Annotated in this window: 23 protein-coding genes and 1 tRNA gene; 12 read left to right on the top strand and 12 right to left on the bottom strand. The window is 40.6% G+C overall.

The annotated features are described in order from the left end of the window. Positions 1–210: 210 nt before the first annotated feature. On the top strand, positions 211–741 hold the full coding sequence (locus H6G28_RS13145) for a hypothetical protein (protein ID WP_190671234.1): 531 nt from the start codon (positions 211–213) through the stop codon (positions 739–741). Positions 742–1,057: 316 nt separating this feature from the next. Here H6G28_RS13145 and H6G28_RS13140 read toward each other — a convergent pair whose 3' ends face one another. Next, positions 1,058–1,840: a 2-phosphosulfolactate phosphatase gene (locus H6G28_RS13140; protein WP_242054559.1), complete on the bottom strand. Its 783-nt coding sequence runs from the start codon at positions 1,838–1,840 to the stop codon at positions 1,058–1,060. Positions 1,841–2,015: 175 nt separating this feature from the next. Between H6G28_RS13140 and H6G28_RS13135 the strand changes: the two genes are divergently transcribed. Next, positions 2,016–3,257 carry an MFS transporter gene (locus H6G28_RS13135; RefSeq protein WP_190671232.1) on the top strand — a complete coding sequence of 414 codons (1,242 nt, stop codon included), beginning with the start codon at positions 2,016–2,018 and terminating at the stop codon, positions 3,255–3,257. Between the two features lie 251 nt (positions 3,258–3,508). On the opposite strand, the gene H6G28_RS13130 is transcribed toward H6G28_RS13135, so the two are convergent. Next, positions 3,509–4,258 carry a sucrose-phosphate phosphatase gene (locus tag H6G28_RS13130; protein ID WP_190671229.1) on the bottom strand — a complete coding sequence of 250 codons (750 nt, stop codon included), beginning with the start codon at positions 4,256–4,258 and terminating at the stop codon, positions 3,509–3,511. Positions 4,259–4,697: 439 nt separating this feature from the next. Next, positions 4,698–4,771, bottom strand: a tRNA-Arg gene (locus tag H6G28_RS13125). 37 nt (positions 4,772–4,808) lie between these two features. On the opposite strand from H6G28_RS13125, the gene moaC reads away from it, so the two are divergent. After that, a complete protein-coding gene (moaC, locus tag H6G28_RS13120; protein ID WP_190588616.1) occupies positions 4,809–5,318 on the top strand; it encodes a cyclic pyranopterin monophosphate synthase MoaC in 510 nt (169 codons plus the stop codon). A gap of 251 nt (positions 5,319–5,569) precedes the next feature. On the opposite strand, the gene H6G28_RS13115 is transcribed toward moaC, so the two are convergent. Further along, positions 5,570–5,767, bottom strand: coding sequence for a DUF2795 domain-containing protein (locus tag H6G28_RS13115; protein WP_190671227.1), 198 nt, complete (start codon positions 5,765–5,767; stop codon positions 5,570–5,572). 416 nt (positions 5,768–6,183) lie between these two features. Here H6G28_RS13115 and H6G28_RS13110 point away from each other — a divergent pair, with 416 nt between their 5' ends. The 6 genes from H6G28_RS13110 to H6G28_RS13085 all read left to right on the top strand — a co-directional run bounded on the left by H6G28_RS13110 (position 6,184) and on the right by H6G28_RS13085 (position 13,182). Continuing rightward, entirely contained in the window at positions 6,184–7,389 is a 1,206-nt protein-coding gene (locus H6G28_RS13110; protein ID WP_190671226.1) for a GAF domain-containing protein, read from the top strand. Further along, entirely contained in the window at positions 7,379–7,762 is a 384-nt protein-coding gene (locus tag H6G28_RS13105) for a response regulator (protein ID WP_190671223.1), read from the top strand. The genes H6G28_RS13110 and H6G28_RS13105 overlap by 11 nt, the downstream gene beginning before the upstream one ends. Positions 7,763–7,853: 91 nt before the next feature. Beyond that, positions 7,854–8,111, top strand: a complete 258-nt coding sequence (locus H6G28_RS13100; protein WP_190588620.1) for a hypothetical protein — start codon at positions 7,854–7,856, stop codon at positions 8,109–8,111. Between the two features lie 120 nt (positions 8,112–8,231). Beyond that, positions 8,232–8,540, top strand: a complete 309-nt coding sequence (locus H6G28_RS13095) for a DUF3181 family protein (protein ID WP_190588621.1) — start codon at positions 8,232–8,234, stop codon at positions 8,538–8,540. 538 nt (positions 8,541–9,078) lie between these two features. After that, on the top strand, positions 9,079–9,291 hold the full coding sequence (locus H6G28_RS13090; protein WP_190588622.1) for an acetyltransferase: 213 nt from the start codon (positions 9,079–9,081) through the stop codon (positions 9,289–9,291). Between the two features lie 174 nt (positions 9,292–9,465). Then, entirely contained in the window at positions 9,466–13,182 is a 3,717-nt protein-coding gene (locus H6G28_RS13085) for a tetratricopeptide repeat protein (protein WP_190671221.1), read from the top strand. Between the two features lie 131 nt (positions 13,183–13,313). Here the strand turns inward: H6G28_RS13085 and H6G28_RS13080 are convergent, their stop codons facing one another. The 3 genes from H6G28_RS13080 to H6G28_RS13070 form a co-directional block, all read right to left on the bottom strand. Continuing rightward, positions 13,314–13,499: a type II toxin-antitoxin system HicA family toxin gene (locus tag H6G28_RS13080; protein WP_199332840.1), complete on the bottom strand. Its 186-nt coding sequence runs from the start codon at positions 13,497–13,499 to the stop codon at positions 13,314–13,316. A gap of 32 nt (positions 13,500–13,531) precedes the next feature. Further along, positions 13,532–13,774 carry a type II toxin-antitoxin system HicB family antitoxin gene (locus H6G28_RS13075; RefSeq protein WP_190588624.1) on the bottom strand — a complete coding sequence of 81 codons (243 nt, stop codon included), beginning with the start codon at positions 13,772–13,774 and terminating at the stop codon, positions 13,532–13,534. A 204-nt stretch (positions 13,775–13,978) separates the two neighbouring features. Continuing rightward, a complete protein-coding gene (locus tag H6G28_RS13070; protein WP_190671219.1) occupies positions 13,979–14,122 on the bottom strand; it encodes a hypothetical protein in 144 nt (47 codons plus the stop codon). Between the two features lie 604 nt (positions 14,123–14,726). On the opposite strand from H6G28_RS13070, the gene tnpA reads away from it, so the two are divergent. Together tnpA and H6G28_RS13060 are read left to right on the top strand one after the other, a co-directional pair. Continuing rightward, entirely contained in the window at positions 14,727–15,149 is a 423-nt protein-coding gene (gene tnpA, locus H6G28_RS13065) for an IS200/IS605 family transposase (RefSeq protein ID WP_190671217.1), read from the top strand. 1 nt (position 15,150) lies between these two features. After that, positions 15,151–15,573 (top strand): hypothetical protein, encoded by a 423-nt coding sequence (locus H6G28_RS13060; RefSeq protein WP_190671214.1) that lies wholly within the window; start codon positions 15,151–15,153, stop codon positions 15,571–15,573. A gap of 339 nt (positions 15,574–15,912) precedes the next feature. Here the strand turns inward: H6G28_RS13060 and clpB are convergent, their stop codons facing one another. From clpB to H6G28_RS13040, 4 genes are all read right to left on the bottom strand, one after another. Further along, positions 15,913–18,531, bottom strand: a complete 2,619-nt coding sequence (gene clpB, locus H6G28_RS13055; protein WP_190588628.1) for an ATP-dependent chaperone ClpB — start codon at positions 18,529–18,531, stop codon at positions 15,913–15,915. 255 nt (positions 18,532–18,786) lie between these two features. Continuing rightward, positions 18,787–18,945 carry a YqaE/Pmp3 family membrane protein gene (locus H6G28_RS13050; RefSeq protein ID WP_190588629.1) on the bottom strand — a complete coding sequence of 53 codons (159 nt, stop codon included), beginning with the start codon at positions 18,943–18,945 and terminating at the stop codon, positions 18,787–18,789. Positions 18,946–19,170: 225 nt separating this feature from the next. Next, a complete protein-coding gene (locus tag H6G28_RS13045) occupies positions 19,171–19,572 on the bottom strand; it encodes an STAS/SEC14 domain-containing protein (protein ID WP_190671212.1) in 402 nt (133 codons plus the stop codon). 155 nt (positions 19,573–19,727) lie between these two features. Then, positions 19,728–20,108 carry a hypothetical protein gene (locus tag H6G28_RS13040; RefSeq protein ID WP_190588632.1) on the bottom strand — a complete coding sequence of 127 codons (381 nt, stop codon included), beginning with the start codon at positions 20,106–20,108 and terminating at the stop codon, positions 19,728–19,730. 128 nt (positions 20,109–20,236) lie between these two features. Between H6G28_RS13040 and H6G28_RS13035 the strand changes: the two genes are divergently transcribed. Next, the gene (locus H6G28_RS13035; protein WP_190671210.1) at positions 20,237–20,413 is read left to right on the top strand and encodes a hypothetical protein; all 177 of its coding nucleotides are present in this window, start codon (positions 20,237–20,239) and stop codon (positions 20,411–20,413) included. A 339-nt stretch (positions 20,414–20,752) separates the two neighbouring features. On the opposite strand, the gene H6G28_RS13030 is transcribed toward H6G28_RS13035, so the two are convergent. Beyond that, complete coding sequence (locus H6G28_RS13030) at positions 20,753–21,097, bottom strand: translation initiation factor (protein WP_062287816.1); 345 nt, start codon at positions 21,095–21,097, stop codon at positions 20,753–20,755. Positions 21,098–21,378 lie beyond the last annotated feature (281 nt).

Genomic DNA, 21,378 nt, shown 5'->3' with positions numbered 1-21,378 from the left:
TTTCGATATGGAAGATGAATTAGCCCTCGCAACAGGGGTTTCTGAATCGTATAGAGCTAAAACAATTTTGAGTGTTGGTTGACAAGTGCGATCGCTTGATTTTGGCTTTTGTCCACAAAAATTAACACTCTCTCAGTTTCTTCCTGCAAGATGACCCCGAAATGATCATCGGCTATGCTGTAGCAACCAGCATTACTACAGGGAAGAACTATGAAAAACAGTAATAAATTTAACTTCATCACCTTAGCAGCCTTGTCATCTTTAGCGGTTATATTGGCGACTACACCTGCTAATGCACTGCCAGGACAAAACATTAACACTGTAATTAAATGGGCAAAAACTAAAACTCAATTACCAAGACTTACCTATAGTAGCGAAGCACATGGTTATTCAGGTAATAAAGGTAATTTATATTTCTATGTTGATGTTCCGGCAGAGAATGGCATAGTCACCAAAGAAGGAATCACCATTAGCGGCGACTCTAGTATTAAATTCACCAGCAAAAATCCCAAGGCAGTGAAGTTAATTCAAAGCATTTATAACGCGAATATTGCTAATGACTTTAGCCAATCTCGCCGTGTTACTAAAGTTGGTCGAGACCATTATTATAGAGGTCAAAAATATGCTTATATTCTGGCTGAGGTGCAAGGCGGTTCAGCTTTTCAAATTATTAAATTAAATCAATTGCAAAACGAGATTGATAGTGCAAAATATTGCCAAACTCATCAATGTGACTTGTAAATAGGAGGCAGTGGTTCGGCTTCGCGGTAATCGAGCGAAGTCGAGATTCACCAACCGGAGGCAGAAGGTAGTCCCGATGAAACAAGTTTCATAGCCAAGCATGAAAGTGGAAATAGCATTTTTACTCAGCACTCAGCACTTTCAAGTCAGGAGGAAAACTTTTAAGATAAGCGTTTTTATCCACATCTTGTAGCAGTTGGGTTATTGCGATTAAGGTAAGGTAGGCAATGCTAAAAACTTGCTCAAACCTTGATTTTTAAGTTGTAAGCATTGCCCACCCTACGGTTGAGAATGGTGCTATTTTGCATTTAATTGCCTAAATTAACTGTTTTCTATAGACTTTATCAGTAAATAAAGGTACGCAACTGCTGATGTTAAAAGCTGCGGCTAATTCAACATCAGAGGCGAAATCTTTAGCAATTAACTCCTTACCAGAACTACATTTTTGTAGGTAACTCAGTAAATCTTGGCGAACAGCTTGAAATGACTGGAGAGCGATCGCCGCTTCTGGTGATAAACTGCCATCTAAATAGCTCAAAATAGCCCCAGCACCAATCAAATCTTCAACAGCTGGTCTGAGGCTACCATCTTCCTGCCATCGCTCACCAGATGGAATCACAGCAATTTTACTTCCATATTTTTGGGCAAACCGCGCTACAGCTTCGCAATTTCGCAAACAACCCGCCAAAGTAGGTGTACTTCCAGTTAGCAAAGTCAGAGTCGAACCATTAAGTGAAGGCAAAACTAGCCGAGTACCAGATGGGATGTTCATCAATGATACTGGCGAGAGAGAATATTTATTTCTAGACTCTTGTTGTCTGTGAGTTGCTAATTCAGCCTGTATCGAATTTGCATAATCTTGAGCTGATTCATCACCAAATATATATGGAAAAATTATCGCTCCGTTGTGAGTAGCAATCTCTACACAGGTAGAAAAAGAAAGCACATCAACTATAACAACGACATCACTAATAGGAGCAAGTTGAGCAATTCCTTGTGCGCCCCACTCACAACGCAAATCAAACTCTGATTGATTATAAATCATCGGTTGTTCACCTCTATTTCTGTTCGCCGAGCGAAGTCGAGGCGCTGCTTGCATATCTGTATCATTTTTAAAGTTAAATGGTATCAGTATTAGTTATCACCCATAAACCGTTGATGAAGGCGGTTGGTAATTTTCAAGCATGATGATGGGGTGTGGGAGATAGTGGCAAAAAATTTTAACTCACGTAAAAATATTAGAACAATGATAGTTAGTGTTCTTTGCATCTCCCTTGAAAGCTTTTAATACATTTAATGCCGAACTCCGGCGAAACCTGCTGATTTTGTTTGCGGCAGGTTTGTTATTCTGGTCAAGCACTGCTGCTTTTTTACCGACGCTACCCTTATATATTCAAGATGTGGGTGGTAGTAAGCAAGAAATTGGCATAGTTATGGGTGGCTTTGCCATTGGGTTGTTGCTGTTTCGTCCAATGCTGGGAAAACTCGCCGACCAGCGTGGGCGTAAACTGGTTTTATTGATTGGACTCACCGTAGCTGCGATCGCACCTTTTGGTTATTTAGTATTTACGTCCATTCCTATATTATTCTTCCTGCGGGTTTTTCATGGAATTAGCATTGCCGCATTTACCACTGGTTTCAGTGCTTTGGTGGCTGATTTAGCACCTGTGGCTATTCGTGGTGAAATTATTGGTTATATGAGTTTAACAGCACCCGTTGGTTTAGCCATTGGGCCAGCACTGGGAGGATATTTACAAGCGAGTTTTGGCTACTCACCTTTATTTTTGTTTACCGCCGTAGTTGCTGTAATTGGACTATTGTGTGCATCACAAGTCATCAATCCACCCGTCAACACACAACCACAATCAGAACGCCAAAATAGTAATTTTTGGCAAATCTTGGTGAGTCCCAGGGTGAGAATTCCGGCGTTGGTGATGTTACTGGTGGGTAGTTCTGTTGGTGCGGTGCATGTCTTTGTGTCGTTATTTATTAAATCTACTGAGGTAAATTTTAATGGCGGCTGGTTTTTCACAGTTGCTGCCATTTCTAGTTTTACAATCAGGGTGTTTGCCGGTAAAGCCAGCGATCGCTTCGGTCGAGGTTTGTTCATTACCTTTGGGATTGCGGCTTATACCTTGGCTTGTGCATTACTATGGCAAGCTAATAGTACCAATGCTTTTTTAATCTCTGCGATCGCTGAAGGTTGCGGTGGTGGTACGATGATTTCAATGATTGTCACGATGATGGCAGACCGTTCACTACCCCAAGAACGAGGTCAAGTTTTTGCGATTTGTATGGCTGGATTTGACTTAGGTATTGCGATCGCTGCGCCTATATTTGGCTATCTCAGTGAGTTTTTCGGCTACCGTAATATGTTTGCTTATAGTGCAGTACTCACTTTTTTAGCACTACTAATTTTTCTCACCTTATCTAATAAAAGTCTTACTGGTTCCTTACGCTTTGCGATCGGAAATGGTGAAGATGCCTTTTCTTTGAATAATGTTGACGTGAGTTAAATATTCAGTCGTTGGCAAGATTGAATTTGTAGAGAGGTGAAATTTTGCCTCTCTATAAATATGTAAAAAACTAAAATTCATATATCAATGTTTATTCAACCAAATTTATAGTTCTTTCGACATGAAGATAACACAGATTTTTCCGCGTTTATCTGTCTTGAAAAGTTTTGCGCCGGGAAACCCGGACGCGCAAACTTTTCGCTGCGTCCATCTGCGGTTAATTATATTTTTTCTGTATCTTACTCAGTTAATCATTCCAAAAACCCAAAATGCTGCAATCCTTCCGTAATAGCATTAGCAAACTTTGCTGTTGCTAAATAACGATTTGGGTTTGGGTTAGCATTGTGCCAATCTAGCAATTCTGGTCTTGCATTACCGACAATGATACCTTTCTCCTCCCTGTGAGCAAACAAAGCAATATCGTTACCAGAATCTCCACATGCAACAGTTTTGGTTACATCTATTTCTAAATGTTGCCGTACAAATGTCATTGCCATACCTTTATTTGCATGACGTGGCAAAATATCTACATCTTGTCCACCGCTATAAATAACTTGAATATCTAATCCCTGTTCTAACAAAGCACGTTCTAACTCTGGTAAGACTTGTCCAGCTATTTTTTCATCTAAGAAATAGCTAACTTTAAAATCTCTTTGTTCACTTTCTGCTTGAGGTTGTAATTCAGTAAAAGTTGCAGATATTGTTTTTACTAAATTTCTATCCCAAGCTTGAGAAAGTTTGTCAGCCCATGTAGAATCAGGGTCTTGACTACCATTTATATAAATTTCTGTCCCCACAGAACAAACAAGTATATCTGGCTCTAATAGTTTCTTTTCTGATGCTAGTTGTTGATAAAGAAAAGGTGAGCGACCAGTGGAATAAACAACTTTAGTACCATATTGCTGACGATGGAAATCTAGCTGCTGATTTAGTTGTGCCATTGCCTCGTCATCGCCTACAAGTGTATAGTCCAGATCCGTGATCAAAAGAAACTGTTTCACACTATGCCTCTTAAAATAGTAACTATATAATTTCAAAAATACATATATAAATAAATCAAACTACCACGTAATCTAATCTTGACATCTTTGGTTGATATCATTGATAGGTTTGGTTAGTAGGATATTGAGTATTCAAAGTATTTTGTTTACCCTGCATAGAGTTTAAGTTTTTTTTGTAATCAAAAAAATTGTAAAATTGGCTAAACACGGCAAATCATATCACAACTTTAGATTTATTCACACAATAATTTTTAAAATTGGGCAAGAGTAATTTACATTTAATACACCATTGAAAACATCAATCTTTAGTATTGATATTATTCCATGATTGTGCGGATACACTATATCTCTCAGATGACAGAGATTATGAATTGAAAAAGCAAAAGGCAATAGAATATAATCTTTTTGCCTTTTGCTTTTTTACTTTTGCTTTATTTAACGGGCGAGGAGGGATTCGAACCCCCGACACCGTGGTCCGTAGCCACGTGCTCTAGTCCACTGAGCTACACGCCCCTACCAGAAAAATATAGTAGCACCATATTCCCCAACTATGCAAGACAATTCTGAAAAAAATTTTTCTGCCGAGTTAAGTCATCTGGATTCCCAAGGACAAGCGCAGATGGTAGATGTTTCTGGCAAAGCGTCTACAGTACGCCAAGCTGTTGCTGCTGGGAGGGTGCGGATGCAGACGGAAACGTTCAATGCTATTCAAGAGGGTAATACGCCTAAAGGTGATGTGTTAGCCACGGCGCGGATAGCTGGGATTATGGCTGCCAAACAAACATCAAATTTAATTCCCTTGTGCCATCCCCTGCCATTACAGAAGGTGACTGTGGAAATTACCCCCGATTCTCAGTTACCCGGTTATCACATCCAAGCTACGGTTAAAACCAAAGCGGAAACTGGTGTGGAGATGGAGGCTTTAACGGCTGTGTCTGTTGCGGCGTTGACTTTATACGATATGGCGAAAGCTTTGGAAAAGTCGATTCAAATTGAATCAATTTATTTAGTTAGTAAAACGGGTGGGAAATCGGGAGATTATTCTGCATCAGAACTGTAAATTAGAGAAGTTTTGCGTTGTGGCTGTCATTAGTTATTTATCCAGGACTTACGTAAGTGTCACAATTTGTGGTTGGTGCGTGACGCTATAAATATTATGACTACGTTCAAATCTTCTCGTTGCGTCACACACCCTACAGAAAAAATATGCCAGTTGCGTAAGTCCTATTATCTTTGGTCATTTGTAATTACAAAAAATAAATCACTAATGACAGCCAAAATAAAATCTCGCACAAATAATTTTAGACTAGTTTATTCAATCTCACCTATGGCTTTATTGACATCGGTGGGATTTTCAAACTCTTTATTATCTGGCAATTGCTCTAATAATGATAGAACTTTACGATCTGCGCCTTGCTTTTGAGCGTGTTGAACTAATTCTTGCTTACTAGCAGGATAATCTATTCCTTTTAAGTGTTTTTGAATTTCTACTGGGTTTGCTTTAGCCATTTTTGCCACCTACCTTTTATGGTTATTACCATATTTACCACTGACGATATTGGCTTCCTCTATCAAATAGGATAATCATTGCTGACACAGATAAATTTAGATGTCACTCAAATGGTTGATGTATTGCTGATGGGATTTGATATTGAGAGGATAAGATATTTATCGTATTTGTAATTAACGTTGTAATATGGCAATTTTGATATAAATTTTATTGGCTACGAAGTTGATTATTTTTGAGAAGAAACCACAATCAGAAAAGCTCAATGATAAATAAAAAATTAAGGTTTTGCGTTACATAAGTTTACTTCTATTTTGAGGTTAGCAGGAGAATTTGCGAGTTATCCAAAAAAAGTTGCTATAACAACTTAAGATGAAAGTATCAAGCTGAAATTAATCAGCTAAGGGATGTTGATTTTATGTCCCCTTCAGAAGTTGATGTATTAGAAGCTCGACGCTTATACAAATCGACGGGTGCGATTCCGGCTCGGATGTTGCGCTCGAATATTTATCGTGCTTGGGAGCGATCGCACCTCCAAGGCGCAAACTCTCAGGCTCTCCAAGCTGAAAAACTCTCAATCCTGGATACAGAGCGTTTAATAGAACAAAAGCAAACTTTAATTCAAGTTGCTGCACCTTATATTCGGATGCTTTCACAGGCGGCGGGGACTGATCGTCATGCAGTGATGTTAGGCAACAGTGAAGCGATCGTGTTGGATGTTGTAGGTGATAAACAAACTGTACAAGGGCCAGAACCTTTTCCGGGGCCTGGTTCTTTGCTATCGGAAGCTGTAGCTGGTGCTAATGGTATTGGTACGCCATTAGCAGAAGCAGATTATATAGAAATTATTAGTGCTGAACATTTTATTGAGGGGTTTCATCCGTTCACTTGTCAGGGAATTCCGCTACGGGATGACAAACAAGAAATTATCGGAGTTTTGAGTATCTCTCTCCGGCGTGCAGATGCTAGACAACGCTTAAAAGAAATATTGCTATGTGCTTCTCATGGTATTGAAGCAGAATTATTAATTGCTCACTTAGAAAAAGATGTGCGGCGAGTTCTAGAGTCTAACCCCAACGAATATCAACCACTCGAAGAATTACGTCAAGATATCATCCAAGCACATCAGGCTGCACGCTTAAAAATGGAAGTTATTTCGCGGATGGTAGCAGTTAATCGGTTAGACTACGCGATACAATTACTGCGTCAAGCTGAACAATCAATTCAAATATTTCGCCGTCGTGCAGAAATCTGGCGCAATTTAGCATCCTTTGAGATTGGCACATTCCAACCTGTGTGCTTGACTGCTAATATATCTGATTTAGTGGATCTTCTCTCAACGGAAGCTGTAATTCGTCAGGTGCAAATAATTACTGACTGGTATGAACCAATCACCGTAGTGGCTGATCCTAGAAGCCTTTTACGCCAATTGCTACGTTATTTTTGGCAAGCTTTTGATTGTGCTGGTAAAGGTGGAATAGTAAAAGTAGTAGTTAAAGTAATTCCTCACACTGAAATAGCTCAAGTCAGTTTCATTGTTAATTCAGGCTTGAATCTCTCTCCATCAACACCAACCTCCCAGATTTTTTATCTACCAATCACAAAAATCAAAGATGAACAGTAACAATACAGATAAGCGCAAAATCCTCATTGCCGATGATGATGATGATAGTCGAGCGATGCTGAGTTTTTTGTTAGAAGAGGAAGGTTGGGAGGTAAAAGAAGCGAGAAATGGTGAAGAAGCCTTAGAAACAGTGATTAAGGAGCAACCAGATTTATTAATTTTAGATAACAGAATGCCAAAGCTCTCCGGGATTGAAGTATATCAGCAAATTCAGGCGCAAGAGATAAAAATAGCGGTTGTTTTAGCCACAGCACATGGTTATCTCGACGAATTAGCCTCTTCTTTGGGAATTGCTCATTTTATTGCTAAACCTTATGACATTCCAGAGTTGTTAAAAACTATAGAGTCTGCTTACACAAGTTCTTTCAGTTAAAGTCGCTGTAGTTGAGGTCACAAAGATTTAACAGCTTTGCATCCTGACACATTAAAATAATCAAGTGTATTCAAAGTTGTAATAAATATTTATGCCTCCTCGTTGGCCTCGCAAACCCGATCGCAGTGATCCTGAATTTCGTAGAATAGATGACCGGATGAATTTTGCTGTCCATGTTGCTGTAGCTGCGACAATTAATTCTGGTCTTTGGTTCTTCCATAACCTGAAAGCCGCTAAATGGGAGTGGTTGCCGTTTTTAACCGCAGGTTGGGCAGTAGTGTTGTTGGTACACTTAGTTTATATCGCGGCGATCGCCAACTATTCTTCCACACCGCCTAAATCCACCTGAAGATGTACAGGTAATGTTAGGGTTTATGTAACCTGTGGGGGTAGAGTTAGCTTGATTAATTGAGCGATAATAATATATAGGTTGAGAGCGTTAGCTCTTTCTTAATATAGGGTGATTTTTATGGCTAAGACTAACACCGCAGAATTACTAGAAGCCCTAGCATCGGAAATTGGCGAAAATGTCTATATAGATATTGCCAAATGGCATCTTTATTTATCAGATGCCAAACTGCACACCGTTGTCGCTGAACAGTTATATCCTTTAATCACTTCTAATAATGTCAACGAAGACCGCGTAACTAAAGTATTAGAATCCATATCAGTCAAGATAGGCGGTGGGAGAAGAGAACTAGCACTAATTGATTTGCTACCCCTGCAATGTCAGGTCAATCTGGTGGATATTTTAGAAAAATATCAACGAGAATTCTAATTTTGGGATTTTAATTATTCCATAAATTACTCTTTTAACACCCCTATTCTTAGGAGGTGAGAGATATGAATGCCTATAAATCGTGTAGTGAATCTGTCCCGCCTCGGAATAAATTCCGAGTCTCATAGCGCAAGTCATCTGAAGATGACTCACCTAAAAATATCTTATAGTCCACTTGAGTGGACTTTGGCTATTAGCCTGGAACTTTAGTTCAAGGCGGGATGCGTTTCATACTGCCTATTTTCGACTTGTGTGTACACCGTAGCCTTAAAAGGAGAGGACTTAAACATTGAATGAAACAATGAGTTCTGATTCATAGAAATGCTACGGTGTAAACACAAATATTCGTGTAGTGCATCTGTCCCGCCTCGGAATAAATTCCGAGTCTCAGAGCATCGAGTCATCTTCAGATGACTCAACTAAAAATAACTTCCAGTCCACAAAGTGTGGACTTTAGCTATCAGCCTGGAACTTTAGTTCAAGGCGAGATGTGTTTCATACTGCCTATTTTCGATAAATATTTTTGGAGATAAATTATATGTTGCTACAAATCAAAGATACGAGCGATTTAGTCAAAATTACTGATATTCAAGAATTAATTGACCCGAATGTTAATATCGTGCATGGAAAAGACCAAGAAGGTCAAGAAGAACAAGATATTGATACTTTTACCAAAGAAAGTCTCGTTTTTCCTTCTGGGGAAAGCTTACCTCGCTGTTGGTTAGATGCTAACTATCGTGCAGCGAAATGAAGTAGCAGGTGATTGAGAGGCGATCGCAGCGCAGTATCATAAAATTCCAAGATGCCAGGAAAGCTTGGCAACAGACTATCAAATATAGTATGGATTTTACGTAATCAACCGAACTCTACGTGAATTACTGAGTTAAGTTACCATCAGATTAACTAACCAGTGGTAGAGGTAGTTATGGCGCAGAATTGGTTGCGGATTACTCATCAAGAGGACAAAATCCAACTTTCTTGGCAACGAGAACAATCTGCGCCACGTTCAGCATCTCCAGTTACCTTTGAGCATCCATTTAATGAACAGACGTTAACCGAATTACGTTGGTATTTAGAAGAGTATTTACCTTTTCCTTACGGTATTTTCCCTGAGCAAGCCCAGAAAATCGAGCAAAAGTTTCAAGCGTGGGGACAGCAGTTATTTGAGTTAGTGTTTCCCCGCACCACTAAAGCTTGGGATTTTTTTCAAGAAGCTACAAGGGAAGGTCTAGATAAATGCGAAATTAATATTTCTTCTGATGACCCCAAAGTGCTAAATTTGCCTTGGGAGTTGCTGTATACCCCTGATTATCAATTTCTTGCACCCTCTTTAAGGGGAATGTATCGCAGTCTCAACGGTTATGCAGTGCGATCGCCTCTCCAAGAATTACCCCAAGATAAGTTAAATATTTTACTGCTAGTTTCTCGTCCTTATGGCGAAAAAGATGTCGCTTTAAAAACTATCGCCCGTCCTCTACTTGAAGCCCTAAAACCAATTCAAAAATATGTCAACCTGAAAGTGCTGCGTCCACCAAGCTTTGAGACATTCGAGCAAGAACTAAATGCTCATAAAGGTTTTTACCATATCGTCCATTTTGATGGACATGGGGACTTTGACGAAAACAGCACCGGATTTCAACATTCCTATGGTAGCAAGGGGCAGGGAGTATTGGTGTTTGAAAATACCGATGGTTCACCCCAAATTATTACTGCTGCCCAAATTGCCCAAAGTTTAAATGATTGTCGTGTGCCGATTTTTGTGTTGAATGCTTGTAAATCAGCACAGGAAGGAGATGGTAGTTTTTCTTCTGTGGCGACGCGCTTGGTATCTTTGGGGACAAAGGGCGTAGTTGCAATGGCTTATAACGTGCAAGCCGAAGCAGCCAAACATTTCATCGGCAGATTTTATCAGCAACTAGTCACGGGAACCGATGTATCCAATGCCGTAGCCGCAGCACGGCGACAAGTCATAAATCAACGTCTGCGTCCCAGTCCTAAAGGTGATTTACCCTTGGCTGACTGGATGGTTCCGGTGTTGTACCAGCAGGAAACCTACACACCGTTTACAAAAGTCAATCATCAAACAGAAGACTTTACTGATATTGATGACTTTTTGGCAGAACCCATCAGCAATTTATTCGGGTTTCCAGAACAGGGACGCTACGGTTTTATTGGGCGAGACTACGACATTTTACGGTTAGAGCGAGCATTTCGCCAAAATAATATCGTGCTGTTGCAAGGTATGGGAGGTGTAGGTAAAACTGAGCTAACCACAGGGTTTTCCCAATGGTTAGATGAAACTCAAGGGCGTAAGCAGATATTTTTTACATCCTTCGAGTCTGGCGCGTCACTGAGTCGGGTGATAAACGAAGTCGGAAGAGTCGTTTGGGGTGATAAGTTTTCCCAGTATGACGCAGCGCAACAACAACGAGCAGTATTAAAATATTTGCAATCTCAGCCTTGTTTGTTGATTTGGGATAACTTTGAACCTGTGAATGGTTTCCCGACAGGGAATGAACCTTTACTGAGTGCAGAAGAAAGAAACAATCTCAAACAATTTCTCAAGGAATTACAAGGCGGTAAATCTTGGGTATTAATTACCAGTCGCCGCGCAGAACCTTGGCTTGATTGTGGGTATAGTTTAATCAATTTGCAGGGGTTATCTCAAGCCGATGCCCAAGAGTTAGCCGCCAAGATTTTGCAAACGGTAGGTGTGGGGAGAAAGGACTTACCAGCCGAGTATTTAGAGTTATTGAAATTGCTGGGTGGACATCCCTTATCTTTGCGGGTGGTGTTACCGCATTTAAAGACGCAGACACCAACTCAGTTAATTGAGGCGTTGCGGCTGGGGTTAGATACTTTTAGGGGACAAGAGGAAGAAGGGAGAGAAAAATCTCTTACTGTGTCGTTGGATTATTCTTTTGCCAAGCTGTCGGAAAGTACACGCCAACATTTACCATTTTTGGCGTTGTTTTGCGATCGGGCTGATGCTGATTGGCTGCATGATTTTTCAGAAAGTCCTGATAGTTATTATGGACAAATTTATCGGGCGGTGTTTGGAGAGAACTTGCAAAAAGCTGATTGGTTGAAGCTGCTTAATGAAGCAGCCGCCGCAGGTATTGTGGAATATATGTTCTGTGAGACTCTCTACAAAATTCACCCTGCATTACCTTGGTATTTGCGCCAGCAGTTAAACAAAATAGCTTCGCAGGAGGTGATTAACGAACTGGAAAAAAAGTTGCTGATTTTCTATGCTGATTTGGCAAATTACTACCATAATAAACTCATTAGCAAGGCAGAAGTAGCAACTTTTGTGCTGCGAGTCGAAGAACCAAATCTCTTGCAAAACTTACGCCTTGCCGAACAACAACAGAAATGGGCTTATGCACAATGGATTCTGCAAGCCTTGGGAGAAGTGTATCAGCGTTTAGGGCGCAAACCCGAACTTAGGTCACTAGGACAAAGGGCGCTGAAGCAAATTGGCATTCACTTGGCAGATGCAAAAGCAAAGGGTAAAGATGCTTTTGATTTCTGGATGTATCTGCGGGTTAATGAAGCTAACGAAGCACTGCAAAGTGCTAGTTTGGGAGAAGCTAGAAAAGTTTATCAAGAAATTTTAGATGAATTGATAGCTATAAATGACTTTTCAGTGAATGCCAAGATTGCTGTTGTTTATCACCAACTGGGGATAGTAGCCCAACACCAACGGCAGTTTGATCTGGCTGTTGATTACTACAACAAGGCACTAAAGATACATGAATATACTGGAGATTTGTACAGTGCTGCTAGAGAATATCACCACCTGGGCATAGTAGCCCAAGAGCAACGGCAGTTTGATCTGGCTGTTGATTACTACAACAAGGCGCTGAAGATACATGAAGATGCAGGGGATTTGTACAGTGCTGCTAGAGAATATCACAACCTGGGCGTAGTAGCCGAAGAGCAACGGCAGTTTGAGGTGGCTGTTGATTACTATAACAAGGCACTAAAGATACATAAAGATGCTGGGGATTTGTACAGTGCTGCTAGTAACTATCACCACCTGGGCATAGTAGCCCAAGAGCAACGGCAGTTTGATGTGGCTGTTAATTACTACATCAAGGCGCTGAAGATAAAAGAAGATGCTGGAGATTTGTACAGTGCTGCTAGTGACTATCACCAACTGGGCATGGTAGCCCAAGAGCAACGGCAGTTTGAGGTGGCTGTTGATTACTACAACAAGGTGCTGAAGATAAAAGAAAATGCTGGAGATTTGTACAGTGCTGCTAGAGAATATCACCACCTGGGCATAGTAGCCCAAGAGCAACGGCAGTTTGATCTGGCAATTAACTATTATCAAAAAGCCTATAAAGTTTTTGAACAGTTCCGCGATTGGTATTGGGCTTCAGCAACATTGGGTAAGTGGGGAAGGGTTTTAGAAGCTCAAGAAAATTACTCTCAGGCTTTGCAAATTTACATTCATGCTTTAGCCATTGACTTAGAGCATAATAAAGATTGGATTGGTTATTGTATCAATGATTTAGCCCGTATGCTACAGCAATTAGGCGAAAGTCAGTTTCAAGCTATTTGGCGCGAGGCGACGGGTGAAAAGTGCGCGGGTGAGGTGCGTGAGGCAATTTGGCAAGCGCGAGATAGGCTGTAACAGTTATCAGTTATCAGTTATCAGTTATCAGTAACCTCTTTTTCTTGCTGAGTATGGAAACTGAAAAACACTATACAAGCTGACAAACTCAAAGATAAAATCGATGTAGATGGTAACAAGCTCGATATTTTTTAGAGTGCTTCCCATTCATCTTTACTAATTTGTGCCTGTTTTAATATTTTTGCCACTAAACTTTTACTGATGTCTCCTTCATGGGGATTAGGAATGATTAATTTCAGTTCGTCCTTAATCATAAATTGATGTTTTTTACCTGAATATGGCCCTTCAAAACCAAGTTGTTTCAGGTAATAAATCAAATCCCGCCGACTAATTGCACCAAGAGTAGGTATTAAGCCACATCCTTATTAATAGAAAGAGAAATTCCATCTATCACGGGTAAACTATGCCCTAACTGTAAACCTAAGACAATCCATTCTTCCAAAGCTTCTTTTAACTCGTCTCGGCAAGTTTCAAGTGTGGTAGCATTGGCATACAATCCTTGCAGGCCTGGTATTTCTGCATAAAAAGTGCCATCTTCTAAAAGTTCATAAGTAGCCTGGTGCAAAGCTGCTTGAATATAGTTGGTTAACATTTGCTATCTGGGTTGGTTTTTGCGTTGTTAACATTTTATAAAATTTAGGGTGATTTACTCATAAGTTTTGTTTAAGTATTAGTGACGAAGATATAAGCATTTGCCACAAATGTTGTAATGTTTTGAATCAACGTTGTTATGTTTTGAATGAATGTTGTAATGTTCTGAATCAACGTTGTAACATTTTGAATGAATATTGTAATGTTATGCACCAACGTTGTAACGTTTTGAATGAATGTTGTAATGTTTTGCACCAACGTTGTAATGTTTTGAATCAACATCGTGACTTTGATAACAAACAGCAGTGATTGGTAAGTGGGTAGACGCTGTGCGGTTTGTCGTAGACATTACGCTGTGTACAAACCATACCCGCCTAGGGTTATAAACCCCAGGCTCATAGGGTAAGTTGTCTGAAAACAACTGATGAATATGTCAGTAAAATTAATTTATATAAATTATCAGTCCGTTTCAACGGACTTTTACTATGAGCCGGGGAATTAATTCCTCGGCTGGCTTGGCAAATTTACCAATAACAAATACAGAATACACTATCGACCATACCCGCCTAGGGTTATAAACCCCAGGCTCATAGCGTAAGTTGTCTGAAGACAACTGATGAAGATGTCAATCAAAATTTATATAAATTATCAGTCCGTTTCAACGGACTTTTGCTATGAGCCGGGGAATTAATTCCTCGGCTGGCTTGGCAAATTTACTCATAACAAATACAGAATACACTATCGACCATACCCGCCTAGGGTTATAAACCCTAGGCTTATAGCGTAAGTTGTCTGAAGACAACTGATGAAGATGTCAATCAAAATTATATAAATTATCAGTCCGTTTCAACGGACTTTTGCTATGAGCCTGGGAATTTATTCCCAGGCGGACTTGGCAGATTTACTAATAAAAAAATATAATCAATAAATTCCTTTTTATATTCAAAAATATCATGGCTTTCTGGCGGCTTTATTATCATCTCGTCTGGGCAACAAAAGAACGCCAACCTCTGATTACGCCTGATAAAGAAACTGAACTTTATAATTACATTATTGGAAAAGCAGATTTTCTTAATAGTATTATTCATGCGATTGGCGGCATAGAAGACCATATCCATTTAATAGCTTCAATACCGCCTAGTGTATCTATAGCTGATTTCGTCAAAAATATTAAAGGTAGTAGCACTCATTTTTTAAATCAAAATCATCATATATCAAATAATTCAGTACTTTTCAGTTGGCAGCGCGGATATGGTGTATTGTCATTAGGTAGTAAGCAGTTAGAAAAGGCTGTTTCTTATGTGAGAAACCAAAAAAATCATCATTCTCAAGGAACAGCGATCGCATCTTTAGAAAAGCATGACGATGAGGCATGATATGACTACACAATTATCTCCTACCGAACTTCAAGAATTGCAACAAATTATCGCAGACGAGCAAGCACAAAAAGCACTCACGACTCTACAACAAAATAACGGTGATTTAGAAGCTAGTTTTGATGAACTTTGGCAAGAGCAATTTGGTAAAACAGCTTTCGGTAAAAATAAATCTCTCTTACAATTAACCCTGAATGAAATCCGCGCGGAAATATGCGGCGATGAAGGTTTACAAGGCAAAATTAAAGAATATACGAAAAACCCTGGTAGTGCTGCTTTACTTAATAGTATTATTGGCTCGTTAGTCACTGTGGCGGCTGTTCATGGTATTCCGATTGATGCCGCGATCGCCACAATTGTAGTCTTATATATCCTCAAAATCGGCATCAACGTTTTCTGCAAATATACAGAACCAGTTCAATAATGAACAGTTGACAGTTACCTCTCCCCAGAAGTGCTACCGTGTACACACAAGTCGAAAATAGGCAGTATGAAACGCATCCCGCCTAGAACTAAAGTTCCAGGCTGATAGCCAAAGTCCACTCAAGTGGACTGGAATGAGTTTCTTGTTGAGTCCTCTTTAGAGGACTTGCGCTGTGAGACTCGGAATTAATTCCGAGGCGGGACGATGCACTCAACCCAGATTTGTGTGTACACTGTAGCCTGAATGAAATAATTGACAATTGTCAACTGATAACAACCCATAAAAAAACGCAAAGACACCCCTTTATGCCTTTGCGCCTTTGCGCGAAATATTTACAAATTAGCTGCTAAATACTTCCACAGGTAAGCGACTAAACGCCAAGCGTTCATTCTGCACATCGACAAATATGGTGTCGCCGTCGTGGAATTCGCTGCGAAGTAAGGCTTTGGCGATTTGGGTTTCTAACTCGCGCTGAATCGCCCGTTTGAGTGGACGTGCGCCAAATACAGGATCGTAACCGACTTCTGCTAAGAAATCCAGCGCATGATCGGAGAGTTTGAGAGATATTTTGCGATCGCTCAACCTGTCTCTTAATCTTCCCACTTGCAATTGGACAATATGGCGCAGTTCTTTCTTATCTAAACTGTGGAAGATAATCAACTCATCAATCCGGTTGAGAAATTCTGGACGGAAGCTGTTCCGCATTGCTTCCATTACCCGATGACGCATTTCGTCGTAACGGGAGTTATCTCCAGCAATATCAAGAATGAATTGTGAACCAATGTTACTGGTCATAATGATAATTGAGTTCTTGAAGTCCACAGTATGACCTTGAGCATCGGTGACGCGCCCATCATCTAAAATTTGCAGGAAAATATTAAATACATCGGGGTGGGCTTTTTCAATTTCGTCAAACAAAATCACGGCGTAAGGACGACGGCGAATTGCTTCGGTGAGTTGTCCGCCTTCTTCATAACCTACATATCCCGGAGGCGCACCAATTAACCGAGACACGGCGTGTTTTTCCATGTACTCAGACATATCAATTCGCACCAGTGCATCTTCGGTGTCGAACATATACGCCGCTAAGGCTTTGGCTAACTCAGTTTTACCCACACCTGTGGGGCCGAGGAAAACAAAGCTGGCGATGGGGCGATTGGGGTCAGCAAGTCCAGCACGCGATCGCTGAATTGCATCGGCGACTGCTGTCACGGCTTCCGCTTGTCCCACGACTCGATGATGTAATTCATCTTCTAAATGCAGCAGTTTTTCTTTCTCGGATTCCACCAATTTACTAATTGGGATTCCTGTCCATTTAGAAATAACTTCCGCAATATCAGATTCGGTAACTTCTTCCCGCAGCAGAGATTTACCACTTCTTTGGGCGTTGGCTAATTCACTTTCAGCTAGTTCAAGTTTGCGGTGTAAATCAGTTAATTGCCCATATTTTAATTCTGCCGCGCGGTTGAGGTCGTAGTCTCTTTCCGCTTGCTGAATTTCTAAGTTTACCCGTTCAATGTCTTTTTTAACAGACTGAATTTTGTTGATAATATCTTTTTCAGACTGCCATTGAGTGCTGAGGGTTCTTTGTTCTTCTTTGAAATCAGCAATTTCTTTTTCGAGTCTTCCCAACCGTTCACGGGAAGCCGCATCGCTTTCTTTTTGCAGAGATAGTTTCTCCATTTCTAATTGAAGAATTTTGCGATCGATTTCGTCAAGTTCTTCCGGTTTGGAAGTAATTTCCATTTTCAACCGGGCGGCGGCTTCGTCTACTAAGTCAATGGCTTTATCTGGTAAAAAGCGATCGCTAATATACCGACTCGATAATGTAGACGCAGCAACTAAAGCACTATCAGAAATCTTCACCCCGTGGTGGTTTTCATAGCGTTCCCGCAAGCCGCGCAAAATCGAAATCGTATCTTCAACGCTGGGCTGATCAACATAAACTTGTTGGAAGCGTCTTTCTAAAGCGGCATCTTTTTCGATATATTTGCGATACTCATCTAAAGTTGTCGCCCCAATACAACGCAATTCGCCCCGCGCCAACATCGGTTTTAACAAGTTACCCGCATCCATCGCCCCTTGGGTAGCACCAGCACCGACAACAGTATGAATTTCATCAATAAATAGAACTATATTTCCGCCAGATTCGGTAACTTCTTTTAAAACTGCTTTCAGGCGTTCTTCAAATTCGCCCCGGAATTTTGCCCCCGCAATCAAAGCACCCATATCTAAAGCGATGAGTTTGCGGTCTTTGAGGGATTGGGGAACATCACCAGCCACGATGCGTTGGGCGAGTCCTTCCGCGATCGCAGTTTTACCAACCCCAGGTTCCCCAATCAACACCGGGTTATTTTTGGTACGGCGGGAGAGAATCTGGACGGTACGGCGAATCTCGTCATCCCGACCAATCACCGGATCGAGTTGACCTTTGCGGGCGGCTTCGGTGAGGTCACGTCCATATTTTTCCAGTGCTTCGTATTTACCTTCTGGATTTTGGTCGGTCACTTTCTGGCTCCCACGAATTTGTTTAATAATATTTTTCAGCTTGCCTTCGTCTAACCCGAATTCTTGGAGTAGACTTTTGCCAAAGCGGTCATCTTTGGCATAACCAAGCAATAAGTGTTCAATAGAAATATATTCGTCTTTAAAATCTTTGCGATAGTTCTCCGCCCGGTCTAACAAGGTGTCTAAACTGCGTCCCAAGAACACAGAACTACTTGTACCAGACACCCTTGGCTGACGCTGGAGAAATTGATCGGTGCGATCGCGGACTTTTTGCAAATTCGCACCCGCTTTGGTTAAAATACTGCTGGCTAAACCTTCTTGTTCTAGCAGTGCTTTGAGCAGGTGTTCGCTTTCGATTTGTTGTTGGTGATATTGTTTAGCAATATCTGGCGTGTGGGCGATCGCTTCCCAGGCTTTTTCGGTAAATTGGTTAGGGTTAGTAGGTTGCATAGGCTTTTTGAATAACCACTCCAAAGATGAGGCGCAGAGAAAACAAATTCTTATATGGTTATTGTAGGAAGCAGAGCGCAACTAACTAGATCGGTCTTCACGTCTTGGGGAAGTAGTATTATTACCTGAACAATGAATATTTTCTCAATACACTGAGGCACAAAGTTCAGGTTTTGCCAAAATTGTCACAATGCTTGATGAAAACCACTATTGCTTACGTACTATCGATAATGGGTGATCATCAAGCGATCGCGATTATTTCTTGGCGATTATCCAAACCGCATGTACAATCCCCGGAATATACCCCAGAAACGTCAAAAGGATATTAATCCAAAAATCTTTGCCCAAACCTACTTGTAAAAATACTCCCAAAGGGGGTAGAAAAACCGCCGCTACAAGCCTAATTAAGTCCATATAAGCCTCCTGTCAGACTATATTTATACTCCTCAAAGATAGCATTGCCAGAATATTGTCCATCTGATGCTACCCACGGGGCTGTTTCTGCGTTCTAGCAAGTGCTGTGGAGACGCACAAGAGACTGAACATATACTCAAAATCGTTATCAATCATTAACATTCTGGAGGATGTTCGCCCATTGCGTATAATACTCGACGTAAATTCACAACTCCTTCTCGATTTTCAGACATGGTTTGTTGCGTGAATGCCTAAATTTTCCATTAAAGTATTTAGAGAAATGCCACGCAAACTTGCTAATTCTGCTAAATTTTCTAGACGCTGTGCTTGGATTTTTTCGATTTCCTCAGTTAACTGCAATAATTTTTGATACTCATCTTCAGAGAGAATTTCATCATCTCGTTTAGCAATCAATTCTTGGTAATCTCTGTGAAGGTTTACAGGAATGCCTTGATTAATTTTGAGTAATAATTCCGCTTCTGCTTGTGGCAGTTTAGTAGCTTTACGTTGTGCCTGTAAAACAATCACTTGCGCTACAAATTGTTCTAACTCAGACAAGTTTAATTGCTCAACTGCTTTGAGCAACTCTTCGGAAGATAATTGTACTTCAACTTTCACGACTGACATTATCTGCCTCTTGCCTGTTAATTTATTAGTAATCTTATCCTACAGTTCGGTGAACATCAGTGCGATCGCTATCAACAAGTCTTCATTGATAGTCATTTCTCGTAGGTTAGGTAGAACTTAGACACTAAAGGTAGTTCCCCAACCTACTTGCTTGATTATTGCATTCCCAGAAGAGTGATGACTTGTTCTAGATGATTTTTAGCATGATAGCGATGCAGCAGTTTTTCCTGCTGATATCTCTGCGGTATTTGCATCCTTCTACCTTCCATTGAGATTCTAATAAGAGCTATCTGCTCTGTTGTGGGTTCATTCATCTCATCTAGCGTTGCACTCAGATTTTCGTAGTTTGCAAATGATGGTATCCTCAAGCCTTTATTATTTTCCATTTGTTGGATAGCCAATAGCGGAAACGCCATCAGGGTAGTAATGTAGTTATCTTTATAAGCACCGCTACCAGTGGAACGTAAACCGTATCGGTTACACAAAATTTTCAGTTGAGCCAGCGTCAACAGTTCTAATTCTGTTCGCGTAAACATAAAATAGAAATTGCCATTTACAAAAGTGGTTCGGTAGTGAACTAGTTTCCAGCTTGGTAACACTACCGATTAAAAATCCTAAACCGATGAAACCATCGACTTCAAGCCTTATTTATATTTCTACATAAATGCCTAAGTCAAAAGGTAAACCAGAAAATTTCGATAATCCAGAGAGTAGAGATTTATCTGAACAAATCAGCTTTCGTGTCACTAAGGAGATGAAGGAAGCAGTAAAAGCCAAAGATGATCCGCCAGAATTTTGCAGGAAAGCCATACAAAAGGCGCTAGAAGAGGATGAGAGTTAATATTTTAATGCGTTCTTTTCATTAAAAGCGATCGCAGCAGTAAAAGTGGAACCCAACAAATGATATAAAAATCAGAATACTGCGTTTATTTTATCGACTGAATTATGTTGGCAAAGTATTCTAATTTGATGTTGGGTTACGGTGCAATATAGACTTAGGGATCTGCGGGTTAATAGTGTCCCAACCAGCCGGGTTTCGACTTCGCTCAACCCTCAAAGATCGAGAGTTGAGCGGAGTCGAAACTCGGTTTACTGGTACTTTATTTTCATGCAATTCCCTTACCGTATTTTTGTCAATATATGTCGTGCGCCTTCACCCAACCTACTAGTACTTGAATCCTTAGCCGCCACTGAGTTTGGCTTTGTAACCTAATTTGGTAACAATCTCTAAAATTTTCTGCTTGTGTTCGCCTTGAATTTCGATGGTGTTATCTTTGACTGTCCCACCTGTACCGCATTGGGTTTTTAACTGCTTAACTAAATCTGCTAAAGTTTCCGGTTTGGCTTGAAACCCAGTAATCACCGTTACCGTTTTACCCTTGCGTCCGGTGCGTGTGGCTTGGATTCTCAAGTTTTGTTGTTGCGGGGGGAGTTCCTGAATTGGTCGTTCGGTGGCGGCGGAGTTATCGTTCCCGAATTCTTGATAGACAATCTTTTTATCAGAGTTTGATTTTGAAGCAGACATACAAAATTGCGGTAGTGATTCAGTTCTACTACATCCATTATGGTGTCAGGTAAGGCGAGTTTAACAGTGGTTCGCAATTTAGCGTTTTCAAAGCAAAGGTATCTTGAATAGAGAATTGGTTTTGAATTACGAATTACAAATTAGTATTATCGGTTGGAAAAAACAAAACTGAGTTAAAAAAGGTAAACAAAGCTATAACCCTCCTGCCTCCTGCCTGGTCGGTGAATCTCGACTTCGCTCGATTACCGCGAAGCCGAACCACTGCCTTCTGCTGTGCCATA

The sequence above is a fragment of the Nostoc sp. FACHB-190 genome, from assembly GCF_014696905.1.
Taxonomy (GTDB): domain Bacteria; phylum Cyanobacteriota; class Cyanobacteriia; order Cyanobacteriales; family Nostocaceae; genus Nostoc_B.
This window is presented reverse-complemented; position numbering and strand designations above follow the sequence as displayed.

Coding starts and splice junctions, on each gene's coding strand:
- H6G28_RS13110 (WP_190671226.1), top strand. CDS start 6,184: ATGTCCCCTTCAGAAGTTGATGTATTAGAAGCTCGACGCTTATACAAA.
- H6G28_RS13050 (WP_190588629.1), bottom strand. CDS start 18,945: ATGGACTTAATTAGGCTTGTAGCGGCGGTTTTTCTACCCCCTTTGGGA.
- H6G28_RS13075 (WP_190588624.1), bottom strand. CDS start 13,774: ATGTTAACCAACTATATTCAAGCAGCTTTGCACCAGGCTACTTATGAA.
- H6G28_RS13090 (WP_190588622.1), top strand. CDS start 9,079: ATGTTGCTACAAATCAAAGATACGAGCGATTTAGTCAAAATTACTGAT.
- clpB (WP_190588628.1), bottom strand. CDS start 18,531: ATGCAACCTACTAACCCTAACCAATTTACCGAAAAAGCCTGGGAAGCG.
- H6G28_RS13100 (WP_190588620.1), top strand. CDS start 7,854: ATGCCTCCTCGTTGGCCTCGCAAACCCGATCGCAGTGATCCTGAATTT.
- H6G28_RS13035 (WP_190671210.1), top strand. CDS start 20,237: ATGCCTAAGTCAAAAGGTAAACCAGAAAATTTCGATAATCCAGAGAGT.
- H6G28_RS13060 (WP_190671214.1), top strand. CDS start 15,151: ATGACTACACAATTATCTCCTACCGAACTTCAAGAATTGCAACAAATT.
- moaC (WP_190588616.1), top strand. CDS start 4,809: ATGCAAGACAATTCTGAAAAAAATTTTTCTGCCGAGTTAAGTCATCTG.
- H6G28_RS13030 (WP_062287816.1), bottom strand. CDS start 21,097: ATGTCTGCTTCAAAATCAAACTCTGATAAAAAGATTGTCTATCAAGAA.
- H6G28_RS13115 (WP_190671227.1), bottom strand. CDS start 5,767: ATGGCTAAAGCAAACCCAGTAGAAATTCAAAAACACTTAAAAGGAATA.
- H6G28_RS13070 (WP_190671219.1), bottom strand. CDS start 14,122: ATGTCTACGACAAACCGCACAGCGTCTACCCACTTACCAATCACTGCT.
- H6G28_RS13105 (WP_190671223.1), top strand. CDS start 7,379: ATGAACAGTAACAATACAGATAAGCGCAAAATCCTCATTGCCGATGAT.
- tnpA (WP_190671217.1), top strand. CDS start 14,727: ATGGCTTTCTGGCGGCTTTATTATCATCTCGTCTGGGCAACAAAAGAA.
- H6G28_RS13140 (WP_242054559.1), bottom strand. CDS start 1,840: ATGCAAGCAGCGCCTCGACTTCGCTCGGCGAACAGAAATAGAGGTGAA.
- H6G28_RS13095 (WP_190588621.1), top strand. CDS start 8,232: ATGGCTAAGACTAACACCGCAGAATTACTAGAAGCCCTAGCATCGGAA.
- H6G28_RS13045 (WP_190671212.1), bottom strand. CDS start 19,572: ATGTCAGTCGTGAAAGTTGAAGTACAATTATCTTCCGAAGAGTTGCTC.
- H6G28_RS13085 (WP_190671221.1), top strand. CDS start 9,466: ATGGCGCAGAATTGGTTGCGGATTACTCATCAAGAGGACAAAATCCAA.
- H6G28_RS13145 (WP_190671234.1), top strand. CDS start 211: ATGAAAAACAGTAATAAATTTAACTTCATCACCTTAGCAGCCTTGTCA.
- H6G28_RS13040 (WP_190588632.1), bottom strand. CDS start 20,108: ATGTTTACGCGAACAGAATTAGAACTGTTGACGCTGGCTCAACTGAAA.